We start from the raw sequence: 10,636 nt of genomic DNA, 5'->3' as shown, positions 1-10,636 counted from the left end.
TCGAGGTGGACCGGACGGTGAACAGCCACGGCCTGGTGGGTCTGGGCGGGCGCCAGGTGATGGCGGCGGAGATCCTCGGCGGGCGCCGGGTGAGCGTCCGTATCGAGGAGGCCACGTTGTCGTTCTTCGACCTGTCCTCGCGGGAGCTGCTGCGGGTGCGGCCCAACCCGCTCACCAGCGAGGAGGTGCAGCGGTTGCATGGCCTGCGGCCCGCGGGCCCGCCGCCCCGGCCCCGGAAGGCGGACAAGCCCTACAAGGATTCCGATGTTGTCTAGGCCCACCGTCAAGCATCAGCTGGGACCAGAACGTCAAGCATCACCTGGGACTAGACACGGTCGACCGGGGCTTGGAGCCGAGTGCACAGGGCGGCAGTTCACTGTTCTGCCGCCGGTGGGTGTGGCAGGAAGGGTCAGCCCAACTCGCCCAGCGTGCTGCGCAGCCAGTCCAATGGGTCGGTCGCCAGCAGTTGGTCGGCCAGTTCGTTCGCCGTCTTCGTGACGAGGCGACCGCGGCTGTTGTCGATCCACCGCTGTGCGTGCTCGTAGCCCTGGGCTTTGTACTCGATGCCTTGCAGCATGCACTCCAGCTTGTCCGCGTCTCGCGCGCAGATCGCTTCGGCAGATTCCCGGGCCTCGTACTCGCTGATCAGTTCGCGCACAGTCGATGCGAGCGCCTCGGGCATGCCCGCCACCTGGTCGGCGGTGACCACCGCGGGGTCGACTTCACCAGCGCCGTACTTCTTGGCCAGGTGATTGACGTCCCCGGTCCTGGTCTCCTGCGAGTCGTGCCACACCGCCAGGAACGCGGCACGGGCAGGGTCGGCCCCCTCCAGTTTGGCGATGATCGAGGCGATCAACGAGGTACGCCAGGCGTGCTCGGCAACGCTCTCCGGGTCGCGCACCCCAGCCATCCACCACCCGGTGCGCTTCGACTGTTTGAGCGTCCCCGCTTCGTACAAAAACCGTGCCACCTGGGTCAGCTCTTCAGCCATGGTCAAGTCTCCTCTCACGCCTCAGCAAGGCGGATCGCATACCTGATGCTGTCCAGTTCACGGCGAGCGCGAGCCGACAACTCCTGGCTATCCAACATCACGGGCAGCCGGTCGCGTAGGGCTCGGGTCGCTGCCCCGGATTTCAGCAGGTTGGGCCGGATGGCGAGCAGGGACCACAGGGAGTGGATGTTCAGGTCGACGTACCCGTGGTGAGGAGCCAGTCCGTTTGCGAGGTGGGAGAGCAGCTTGTCCCCGGGCCAGGGCCCAGGTTCGCGTGAAGCGATGAAGTCGTCGGACAGTTCGAGGTGGCGACTCTCGCCCACCCAGTACGCCCAGTAGTTCAGGTTCGCGGCCTCGCCGCGGTCATTGTCGAGCAGGACGGTGTCGATGAAATGGCCCATCCGCTCGCGGTCGCCCTGCCGCGCGGCGACGGCCGCTACGGAGCGGGCGTTCAGCCAGTCGATGAGCCATCCCCCGGGCCGTTCCGTGGCCTGCTGGTGGGCGAGCCACTCGGAAGTGTCGGCCTGGTCGTCGTAGCCGGACAGGTACAGCGCCTGGCGTCGCAACAAGAACTGCTCCTCGCGGCGCGCCTGTTCTGCCGTGTCCCGCATCCGTGCGAAGAACTTGCGCCGGTCGGTGACTGTCAGCTCGGGCGCTGACGGTACGGGTCCTCGGCGCGGCCGCCGAGGCGCGGGCAGATCGCGAACCGGCTGCGGCGGCACCCGAGTGAGCGGCCACGCGAGGACCTCGACCAGGTCGCGCTGCATGACCCACGCCCCGAGCGGGCTCTCGTCGACGGGTGTCTGATCATCCAAGGCGCCGGCCAGGAGAACGTCGGCCTCTATCGCTCTCTCAAGGGCCTGGAGCAGGGCAGGGGAGGTGCCCATCTGCATGAGTCGGTGCCGGTGCACAAGCATCTGCCCGACCGGCAACGCCGGCAGGGGGCGGCGCCCGGACTCCCAGCCCGCGACCGTGTCCGGCGAGACCTCCAACCGCTCGGCCACGTCCTCCTGCGTCCGGCCAAGCTGCTCCCGGACGACCCGAAATGCGTACCCGGAGATGACCCCGATCCGGGGTCGTGCGGGTGTACCCCGACCACCAGTCAGGGTTCGTCCTGGGCTTGACGGCACCTCAACCCCCTATCCCGCCTGGGCCACGTCCATACCTGTACCGCCAGTCACTTCATGCGGTGATCAGCGCTTTCTCCGTTCAGGCAGTAGCGACTCAACAACTGAGCGTATAGGGAAGGTGCAGCTGTGGACGCCGATGCGCCGGCAGGTAACCAGCCAGGGGAAGCCACGGGCGTGCTGGGAGTTCTGCGCCCGATGAGGGCGGAGCCCGGCTTGCTCATCCACCCCACCACGGACCGTCGGCTCGCGACGGAGCACTGGCTGTTGGCGACGCTGCCGGCTCCTCTCCGGGACCGGGCCCGGTCGGAGTGGGAGCAGCACCGGGTGGCGATGCTGCCGCTCGGTGGGCTTTTCTCCGCCGTGCGGATTCCTGAGCGTCTGCTGACCGCCCTGAGCATCAGCACCGAGGCCGGCTGCTTGGACGAATTCCTGGCCGAGGCCCTGGGCGGTGGGCCGGTCATCTGTGACCCGCGCTTTTCGCGGTACTACGCGCTGGTGCCCGCTGGCATGCCGGCGACGCTGCATCAGATGGCCAAGGCATGGCGCGCCCTGGAGGTGGATTGCCTCGGCCGCGGCAGTTACCTGGGAGTGCCGCGGCTGGATGCTGTGAGCGGAGAATACGTATTTGCCTCTTACTGGTCGGTGCCGATGCACTCGGCCGCAGTGTTGTGCAATCCGCTCACGGTCGCCCGGCTCATCGCCGCTGGACGGCACTGCGTGGAGACGGAGCCCGAGGCATGAGCGGTACCCCGTACCCGTCCTTCGTCGATGCCCCGTGGACGGATGCGTACGTGCGCCTGGCGAACCACTGCAGCACCTGCGCGACGTGCACGACGGTGGACAAGGAGGGCGTGAACCTCGCACTGCCCTGCGCGACAGCCGACCAGCTGAACGAGGAGTACCGGCAGGCGCGGCGTGCACGAACCGCCCCGGCATCCCCGCCCCCCGATTCCCCCGACTCGCAGGGCATCGAGATTGCGACGGGAGCTTTCGACCGCCCATGTTGATGCCGGCGCTGGATGCCAAAGGCCCCGGACCATGATCAGTCCGGGGCCTTTTGGCTGGTGCCCCCGGCAGGATTCGAACCTGCGACACCCGCTTTAGGAGAGAGGCTGGGGCGTCTTGGGGGTGACCTGCGGCTTCTTAGGTCGAGCTAGCGGGCCCGTATACGGCCTGTATCGACCGTGGTTGACCGTGGCTGCCCCCGGTATCTGGCACGACTGTGGCACGCGATGGCTGCGTGGGCAGGGGCTACCCGGCACGGGCCGGGCTCCTCTCACAGGGGCACGCCCGGGAGTGGTGCTCAGGGGTGCCGTTGAGTGCGGGTGTCGTGGCTGGGCGCCAAGGGATCGAAGGGCAATTCAGGGATGCCGAGTTCTTGGCGCATGGCGGATGCGGTGGCCTGCACGGCCTTGTAATAGGTGTGCTGTGCGGTCTGGAAGGTGCCATCCGTAACGTGTGCACCATCCGCGAGTAGATCGCGCAGCGTTCGGACGGTGCGGAACGCTTCGACGCCCAGCTCGACCACGCGAGGCGGCGCAAGCATCGTCAGGCTGAACCGTTGCTCGAACAGACCGGACTCTGAGAAGGCGGCACGGACTGCACGCCTGCGACCTTCAGGTGTGTCGTAGGCAGCTTCTGAGGCGAAGCGCATGCTCTCTGTCGCGCGGGCCAGGTGAGAGAGGTAGGTCACGAAGGCCTCGCGCAGAACGGTCTGCGCGTCTGCTCGTTGGGCACGCTTCCAGCGGTCTCGGTCCACAACGAATGTCGCGACGATGCCAGCGAGTGCGCCGGCTGTGGCGCTCAGAGGTGCGGTCCAGTCCATACGACTGTATTGGGCACACGTTGGTGCGCGCTGTGAAGAAGGAAGTGGTCCCAAGCGCTGAGGATCTCAACCTGGGAAGCTGCGGCCATTGGGGCCCGTTTCGGGCGCTGACCTGGGCGAACGACCAGACCCGTGGCCGCGTCGGGCTGGGCCGCTTTCCCTGTGATTCCTCCTTGTTCCTCGCTCCATCCGGTGCGCTTGGCGTGCGACGGCACTGACGCGATGCGATAGGCGTCTTGCGGTGGCCTGCGTCTGGCAATCCCCTGTGCGAGTGACGCAGGCCCTTGCTCCTCAGGGGCACCGTCCTGGACACTGGTGCTGCATGGCCGCATGGGCGTTACTTACGGTAACTGGGGGGGAACTTGAAGTATGAGCCCAACGCGAAGCACAAGGAACCGTGGCAGCCGGGCGCGCGCGGCTCGCTCTGCCCGCCGGGAGTTGACGGGCCTACACTCCTAGCAGACAGCGTTGTAGACCCTAGCCAGCCGGGTAAGAGATATGCTACGGACGGGGAGCGGGCTTACTGTGGGCATGAACACGCCCCGGACTGCTGGCATGGCTTCCCGGTCGAGTGGAGGAGAGTGCCCGAGAGACTTCGGCGCCAGTGGTTAGCTGACCAGCGAGTATCGCGTCGAAGCATCAAAGAGTATTGGTGACCGCAATGACTGTGAGCAATTGGGAGATGCAGGCAGGAGACCCTGCCGATTTTGCATTCAAGCTTTCGTTTTTGCGTAACCCTCACGGGGAGCAGGATCGCGCTACCCCTGAGGAGGCCAACTCTTGGGGTTCTTTCGCGTTGTGGGTGGCCGGAGAGAACCTGTGTGCGCACCTTGAGCAGGGTGAGGTAATTGAGGCTGCCCATTGGTATATGATCTCCTTCCTGGAGTGGCTAACCCAAAACTGGGACCCTATTTTCCATGAAGAGCAGCTCCCTCTGAAGAATGTCGGCTATTCGGCCGCTGAGGCTATGGCGCTGACCAAGAGTCCTCCGATTTCACTTAAGGAATTGGATGAATTTGAGTGGCTCGACGAGTGGACCACTTGGTGGGATAGGCACAGCGTTAGGGCTGCTCGCGAAGGTGGGCTCTTTCCAGATGTCTACATGCGTCGCTATGGATCCTCGCTTGAGGTGTCTACAGGAGCCGAGAGGCTCATCGGCATTCCTGAAGAATTCACCTTCCTTGCCCCGCATAGGCGCTATGAGGTTGATCTAGCAAAGGCTGCCGAAGTCGTTTATGCAGTACTTCAAGCTGCATCACAAGAGCTTCGGCGAAGGCTACCTGATTCACGTCGGGTGGCCGCTCTGATCGCAAATATCGAAGCGATTTATAGCGACTCTAACGCCTCCAACCGTATGGCCTGGCTGGCGGGCCTTGGGACGGACACTGAAAAATACAACGACATCTCTTCGGCCGTTGATCAGGCGCTTGCTGGCGTCTCCGACGGTGTGCGGCGAGAGATCACGGGGGCCAATCGCGTCACGGCACTCGTTGTTCAAGGTAGTGCTTACGCACAGTTGGTGTACGGTGCGTACAGCCCTTCTATTAATCGCGATGACGTGATCACCCTTGCCGGAGCGCTGGTCAAGAATCACGTTAGCGATGCGTCACCTTGGCTTAACAAGCTTGCACTCTCCTTTGATCCGGTTGAGGTGCGAGAGCTAACACCGGGAGAGCAGGGAAGCTGGCTTGGTGAGCGTGCGTGTGAAATGCTGAACGCGCACCAAGATCGGTCATGGGTCGACATTCATTCAGCATTTGCTGCTTTGAATATTCCACACGAGAAAATCACCCTTTCCGATCGGGAAATTCGTGCGGTTTCTGTTTTCGGGCCGAACCAGCGTCCTAAGGTGTTTTGTAACACTCAAACAAAGTGGGGGCAGAGTCGCGAGGTCGAGCGCTTTACGTTGGCGCATGAACTAGCCCACCTGCTGCTTGATCGTAATCGGGCCAGTGAGCTAGCTGTTGCTTCCGGTCCATGGGCTCCTCTTTTTGTAGAGCAGCGCGCTAACGCCTTCGCGGCCGCCTTCTTGATGCCTACCTGGCTACTGCGAGACCATCTCGCGCAGATTAATGGTGACATTCGAGATCTTGAGACAATCTCAAGTCTGGCCATGCGCTTGCACGTCAGCATTTCGTCCATGATCGACCGTCTTCACAATCTCGGCGAGTTGGATGTTGACGACAGGTTCCAGTTGAAGGCTCGGTGGCGCCGTAACTCCGGCTTGGGTGCTTGAATCGCGAGGTTTATTACTGATTCAGCGAGCTGTGCCACTTGGGTCGGTGGAGCGGCTTTGGGCTGGAGCTGCTTTGGCGCGAGTGATCATGGCCCCGTAAGCTTCCGGCGCGTCGGGCAGTCTGTGGACCTGCCCGGTAAAGCACGACGTTGGGGCTATGATCTTCGAGGCTCGCGCCAAAGTGGCTGCCTAAAGCCGTGGAGCCGACCGCCTCAGCCACGACGTACCCCTTCTCTGGCATCAGGCGGCTGGTTGCTGTGCGCGCGGCACGGGCGCCGGCCGGGCTGGAGCGGGGCGGAGACAGGAGCGCAGGCCCGGCCGGGGGCCGGGCCGCGCGGTGAGCGGAGCGAGCCGCCTTGAACCAGTAGAGAAAGTTGTAACTCAGTCTGCGGCGCGGGCGTTGAAGTCGTATGCGCAGGCTGGGAGATCGACGCCTTGGCGGTGGGCTAGCGGTAGGAAGACCACTGGCCGGATCGTCCATGTGATGCGGGTGTTGGCGTGTGTCAGAGAGACCGTGCAGGGTTCCATGCGTAAGAGGGCTCGCCGTGTATCGATGCGGCCGTCGTGGAGCCATTCCCAGGCCTCGTCGGAGGCGTCCGGGTCGAGTGCTGGTGAGATCGTGCGCAGGGCGACCGCTACCCATCTATCGGCCTGCGGTGCTGAGTAGGCGTCGAAGGAAGCCCGGAGTGCCGGCCATCCTGTCTCGTCGTTGACGTCTTGCGTCCAGCACTCGCACCAGAAGCCGCGCTGGGGCTTGTCCATCAGCACGGGTGTCCTCCGGGCTGAGTGTCCGTGAAGAGTTCGGCGGTGATGGTGTAGCCGCTGTGGCTGCCGTGGACGACGACCCGGTGTGCGATGGCGCTGACCATGCCCAAGCCGCGGCCGTGTACTGCGTCCTCGTTGGGCTGCTCGGCCTTGGGGGCGGTGCTTGTCCCTCCGTCGTCGGTGACCGATAGGGCGACCACCTTGGGGGAGACCGCGAGGGCCAGGTGGAAGCTGCCTACTCCGCCGCTCGCCGTGTGGAGGATCGCGTTGGAGCTCAGTTCGCTCACGATCAGTTCGGCGTCGTCAGCCAGGGGTGATCCGCGCAGGATGTCCCGCGTCCAGCGGCGGGCCCGGCTGACCTCTTCTGGAAATCCTGGGCAAGTGAGTCCCCAGACCCGGACGGTGCTCGTATACTCGTGCATACAAGTTCCTTCGTGCTGGTAGGCCGCAATGTGCAGCGGGTTCGGGCTAGACGAGTTTCACGCCATCGTGCGCGCGGATGGCCGGCGGGGACACCGCGTCGAGTGCGTCCAGGACGCGGATCGCGTATGCCTCGTCGGCGAGTTCGATGACCTCTTCACGAGTGGCCCAGCGCAGCGCGCGGGTCTCGTCCCCGGTGGTGGGCGTACCGTCGGCGGCCTCACAGCGGAAGACCATGGAGACGATCAAGCCCTTCATGTTCTTGTAGATCCCGGTCAGCATCGCGGGAAGCGCGATCTTGATGCCGGTCTCTTCCAAAACTTCCCGCTGGAGGGCCTCGGGGATGGTTTCCTCGCGTTCGAGGACTCCGCCCGGGGGTTCCCAGTGGCCGTTGTCGCGGCGTTTGATCAAGAGGGCCCGGCCCTGGTCGTCGACGATGACTCCGGCGACGCTCACGGAGTGCGGACGGTCGGTGCTCACGTTCCTCTACCCTCTCGGATGGCTAGGCTCTCCACCGTAGCAACAAAGCTCGCCCACTCGTCTAGATACCTAAAGGAGTACACGTGCCCTCTCTCCCTTCCGGCCTCCTCGGCGATCTCGACCCCACGAGCGATCGTGCGGTCTTCCGGCAGATCGCCGACCAGCTGCGCGAGGCCATCGACCGTGGGCGATTCAAAGAGGGCGAAAAGCTGCCCTCGGAGGCCGAACTTGTCGAGCATTACGGGGTTTCCCGTATGACGGTTCGAAACTCCTTCTCCGTCCTTCAGGGCGAGGGCCTGGTCCATGCCGAGCACGGCAAGGGCGTCTTCGTGCGACCACGACCGCCTGTACGGCGGCTCGCCTCCGACCGGTTCGCCCGGCGCCACCGCGAGCAGGGGAAGTCCGCGTTCATCGTGGAGGCCGACGCCGCCGGCAGTCACCCACAGGTGGACAGCCTCGAGGTCAAGGAAGAGAAGGCCAGCCAGGACGTCTCCAACCGGCTCGGGTCCGTGCGGCGAGTGCTCGCCCGGCGTCGCCGGTATCTGCTGGACGGGCGGCCGGTGGAGTTCGCCACCTCGTATCTGCCGCTCGACATCGCACGGGGCACACCGATCGCCGAGCCCAACCCCGGCCCCGGTGGCATCTACGCCCGGCTTGAGGAGCTGGGACACCGCCTCGACCACTTCGAGGAAGAGATCCGCGCCCGGATGCCCTCGCCCGATGAGGTGCGCACACTGCGGCTGGCCTCCGGCGTGCCGGTCATCCACCTGATCCGTACCGCGTTCGACCAGGAAGGGCGGGCCGTGGAGGTCTGCGACACGGTCATGGCTGCGGATGCCTACGTGCTGTCGTACCAGCTCCCGGCGACGTGAGCGCCTGACCGGTGGTGGTGCGCGGGGAGGCTTCTCCGAACTCGTACACCCCAACACGCTTACTCGTATAGACGAGTGGGCAAGTTGTATGGCAAGGTGGTTGCCGTTCCCGGGAGATCGGGTTCAAACACCGCATCTTGTATAGACGAGTAGATGGGAAGAAGTCTTGCGCACCATCCGTGTAGAGACCTCCGCCGCAACGATCCTGCTGACCGAGGCCCCCGAGCCCAAGGTCCGCGACCGGCAGACCGGCGAGATCGCCAAGGACGTCACCAGCGGAGAGGCACTGATGACGATCGGCGTCGTCTACCTGGAAGACGGCGAGTCGTCGCTGATCAAGGTCACCGTTCCCGAGAGCGGAGTGTCCGAGGGGCTGACCCTCGGGGCTCCGGTCTCGCTGCCGGGGCTGGTGGCCCGACCGTGGGAGAGCGTCTTCAACGGCCAGCAGCGCCACGGCATCGCCTACCGAGCAGCCGCCGTGACACCGGCCGCGTTCCCGGCCGCCACCGGGGCCGCTGCCTGATGACCGACCTGACAACACTCCTGGAAGTGGGTGGTCCTGTCGCCGCAATCGGCGGCGGGGCCGCCTACGCCCGGGCCAAGCACCCCGGGGTGTACTGGTCCACGGTCGGCCTGCCGATATCCACGGCCCGGCTCCTCAGCTCCTACGGATCGGTCATGGAGGCCTGCGGCCTGACCGTGGCCCCCTCCCGGCTGCGGATGCTGGCGGTCAAGGCCACCACCCGCCGTGAGGTCCGCCCCGTACCGCCTCGTCGGGGCATCATCCGGCCCACCTCGACCGGGCTGCGGCTCCGTCTCCGGCTCGCTCCGGGGCAGGAACCAGCCGACGTAGCAGCCTCGGCGGAACGGCTGCGGCACGCCTGGGGCGTTCACGCCGTGTACGTCTCGACGGTCAAGCCGGGTGTGGTCGAACTGCGTCTTGTCGGCTTCGATGTCCTGCACCGGGTGCGGATGCCGCGCAAGATCGATGTTGGATTGCTGAGCGTTCCGGTTGCCCTGCGGGAGGACGCCACGCCCTTCGTGCGCGACTACCGGACTGTGCCCCACCAACTCACCCTCGGCGCGACGCTGTCGGGCAAGTCCATGTATCTGCGGCACCTGATCGCCGGACTCGCCTCTCAGCCGGTCGCCCTGGTCGGCATCGACTGCAAGCGTGGTGTGGAGCTGGCGCCGTTCGCTCCTCGGCTGTCCGCGCTGGCTACCGATCCGGAGCAGGCCGCCGAGCTGCTGCCCGTGCTCGTGAAGGAAATGGAGGACCGATACGACCTGATTAAGGCCCGGCAGGGCATCGCGCCGGACACTCCGGCCGAGGAAATCACTTCGGACGTCTGGGGACTGCCCGACTCCGAACGCCCCGTTCCCCTCGTTCTGTTCGTGGACGAGGTCGCTGAACTATTCCTCGTCGCCACCAGGAAGGACGAGGAACGGCGGGACGAGATGGTCACCCAGCTCATTCGGCTCGCCCAACTCGGCCGCGCGGCTGGCATCTACCTGGAGGTCTGCGGCCAGCGCTTCGGCGCCGAACTCGGCAAGGGCGCCACCATGCTGCGAGCGCAGTTGACCGGTCGCGTCTGCCACCGGGTGAACGACGAGGCCTCCGCGAAGATGGCGCTCGGCGACATCGCACCCGAAGCGGTCACGGCCGCCTGCGCCATCGCCCCCGAACGGCCCGGCCTCGCCGTGGCCGGTGACACCTCAGGCGGCTGGTCCCGCATCCGCACGCCGTACTTGTCGCTGGGCGACGCGGCCGAGACCTGCCGGGAGTCGGCCCACCTTGTTCCCGACCTGCCCGCGCTCAAGCCTTTCCGGCCCGACGTGCCCGTACGGCCCGTCGAGACACCGGGCCCGGCGGTGCGGCCCCGACTGGTGACCGACTGACCCGCGCAACCTCGGTCG

General features: G+C 65.5%; 12 protein-coding genes and 1 pseudogene. 6 read left to right on the top strand and 7 right to left on the bottom strand.

Annotation, left to right across the window (positions count from 1 at the left end; genetic code table 11):
* Positions 1 to 236: pseudogene (locus IE255_RS32665) on the top strand (IS481 family transposase); the annotation flags it as partial.
* Positions 237 to 409: 173 nt separating this feature from the next.
* On the opposite strand, the gene IE255_RS32660 reads toward IE255_RS32665, so the two are convergent.
* Positions 410 to 991: an HD domain-containing protein gene (locus tag IE255_RS32660; protein ID WP_190054001.1), complete on the bottom strand. Its 582-nt coding sequence runs from the start codon at positions 989 to 991 to the stop codon at positions 410 to 412.
* A 14-nt stretch (positions 992 to 1,005) separates the two neighbouring features.
* A complete protein-coding gene (locus IE255_RS32655; protein WP_372487601.1) occupies positions 1,006 to 2,061 on the bottom strand; it encodes a helix-turn-helix domain-containing protein in 1,056 nt (351 codons plus the stop codon).
* A gap of 186 nt (positions 2,062 to 2,247) precedes the next feature.
* Here IE255_RS32655 and IE255_RS32650 point away from each other — a divergent pair, with 186 nt between their 5' ends.
* Positions 2,248 to 2,862, top strand: coding sequence for a hypothetical protein (locus IE255_RS32650; protein ID WP_229906682.1), 615 nt, complete (start codon positions 2,248 to 2,250; stop codon positions 2,860 to 2,862).
* Positions 2,863 to 3,424: 562 nt separating this feature from the next.
* Here the strand turns inward: IE255_RS32650 and IE255_RS32645 are convergent.
* Positions 3,425 to 3,946: a hypothetical protein gene (locus IE255_RS32645; protein ID WP_190054000.1), complete on the bottom strand. Its 522-nt coding sequence runs from the start codon at positions 3,944 to 3,946 to the stop codon at positions 3,425 to 3,427.
* A 661-nt stretch (positions 3,947 to 4,607) separates the two neighbouring features.
* On the opposite strand from IE255_RS32645, the gene IE255_RS39565 reads away from it, so the two are divergent.
* Positions 4,608 to 6,182 carry an ImmA/IrrE family metallo-endopeptidase gene (locus IE255_RS39565; protein WP_229906687.1) on the top strand — a complete coding sequence of 525 codons (1,575 nt, stop codon included), beginning with the start codon at positions 4,608 to 4,610 and terminating at the stop codon, positions 6,180 to 6,182.
* Between the two features lie 381 nt (positions 6,183 to 6,563).
* On the opposite strand, the gene IE255_RS32635 is transcribed toward IE255_RS39565, so the two are convergent.
* From IE255_RS32635 to IE255_RS39560, 4 genes are read right to left on the bottom strand one after another with little or no spacing between them, the layout of a single operon-like run.
* On the bottom strand, positions 6,564 to 6,944 hold the full coding sequence (locus IE255_RS32635) for a hypothetical protein (protein WP_190053999.1): 381 nt from the start codon (positions 6,942 to 6,944) through the stop codon (positions 6,564 to 6,566).
* Positions 6,944 to 7,369 (bottom strand): ATP-binding protein, encoded by a 426-nt coding sequence (locus IE255_RS32630; protein ID WP_190053998.1) that lies wholly within the window; start codon positions 7,367 to 7,369, stop codon positions 6,944 to 6,946. Before IE255_RS32630 ends, IE255_RS32635 begins: the two co-directional genes overlap by 1 nt.
* 46 nt (positions 7,370 to 7,415) lie before the next feature.
* The gene (locus IE255_RS32625; RefSeq protein ID WP_037671386.1) at positions 7,416 to 7,823 is read right to left on the bottom strand and encodes an NUDIX hydrolase; all 408 of its coding nucleotides are present in this window, start codon (positions 7,821 to 7,823) and stop codon (positions 7,416 to 7,418) included.
* A 20-nt stretch (positions 7,824 to 7,843) separates the two neighbouring features.
* The gene (locus tag IE255_RS39560; RefSeq protein WP_229906688.1) at positions 7,844 to 8,086 is read right to left on the bottom strand and encodes a hypothetical protein; all 243 of its coding nucleotides are present in this window, start codon (positions 8,084 to 8,086) and stop codon (positions 7,844 to 7,846) included.
* Here IE255_RS39560 and IE255_RS32620 point away from each other — a divergent pair.
* From IE255_RS32620 to IE255_RS32610, 3 genes are all read left to right on the top strand, one after another.
* Positions 8,000 to 8,719, top strand: a complete 720-nt coding sequence (locus IE255_RS32620) for a GntR family transcriptional regulator (RefSeq protein ID WP_229906686.1) — start codon at positions 8,000 to 8,002, stop codon at positions 8,717 to 8,719. The two genes, IE255_RS39560 and IE255_RS32620, sit on opposite strands and share 87 nt — an antisense overlap.
* Positions 8,720 to 8,885: 166 nt before the next feature.
* Positions 8,886 to 9,242 (top strand): SCO3933 family regulatory protein, encoded by a 357-nt coding sequence (locus IE255_RS32615; protein WP_037760288.1) that lies wholly within the window; start codon positions 8,886 to 8,888, stop codon positions 9,240 to 9,242.
* Positions 9,242 to 10,618: an FtsK/SpoIIIE domain-containing protein gene (locus IE255_RS32610; protein WP_190053996.1), complete on the top strand. Its 1,377-nt coding sequence runs from the start codon at positions 9,242 to 9,244 to the stop codon at positions 10,616 to 10,618. Before IE255_RS32615 ends, IE255_RS32610 begins: the two co-directional genes overlap by 1 nt.
* The last annotated feature ends 18 nt before the right edge of the window (positions 10,619 to 10,636 follow it).

The sequence above is a fragment of the Streptomyces lomondensis genome, assembly GCF_014651035.1.
In the GTDB taxonomy this organism is placed as follows: Bacteria; Actinomycetota; Actinomycetes; order Streptomycetales; family Streptomycetaceae; genus Streptomyces; species Streptomyces lomondensis.
The sequence above is the reverse complement of the archived record's forward strand: the minus strand, read 5'-3'. Positions and strand labels throughout refer to the sequence as shown.

Excerpts from the sequence above, each read along its gene's own strand:
- IE255_RS32635 (WP_190053999.1), bottom strand. The coding sequence starts at position 6,944 with ATGGACAAGCCCCAGCGCGGCTTCTGGTGCGAGTGCTGGACGCAAGAC.
- IE255_RS39565 (WP_229906687.1), top strand. The coding sequence starts at position 4,608 with ATGACTGTGAGCAATTGGGAGATGCAGGCAGGAGACCCTGCCGATTTT.
- IE255_RS32630 (WP_190053998.1), bottom strand. The coding sequence starts at position 7,369 with ATGCACGAGTATACGAGCACCGTCCGGGTCTGGGGACTCACTTGCCCA.
- IE255_RS32610 (WP_190053996.1), top strand. The coding sequence starts at position 9,242 with ATGACCGACCTGACAACACTCCTGGAAGTGGGTGGTCCTGTCGCCGCA.
- IE255_RS32660 (WP_190054001.1), bottom strand. The coding sequence starts at position 991 with ATGGCTGAAGAGCTGACCCAGGTGGCACGGTTTTTGTACGAAGCGGGG.
- IE255_RS39560 (WP_229906688.1), bottom strand. The coding sequence starts at position 8,086 with ATGCTCGACAAGTTCGGCCTCCGAGGGCAGCTTTTCGCCCTCTTTGAA.
- IE255_RS32645 (WP_190054000.1), bottom strand. The coding sequence starts at position 3,946 with ATGGACTGGACCGCACCTCTGAGCGCCACAGCCGGCGCACTCGCTGGC.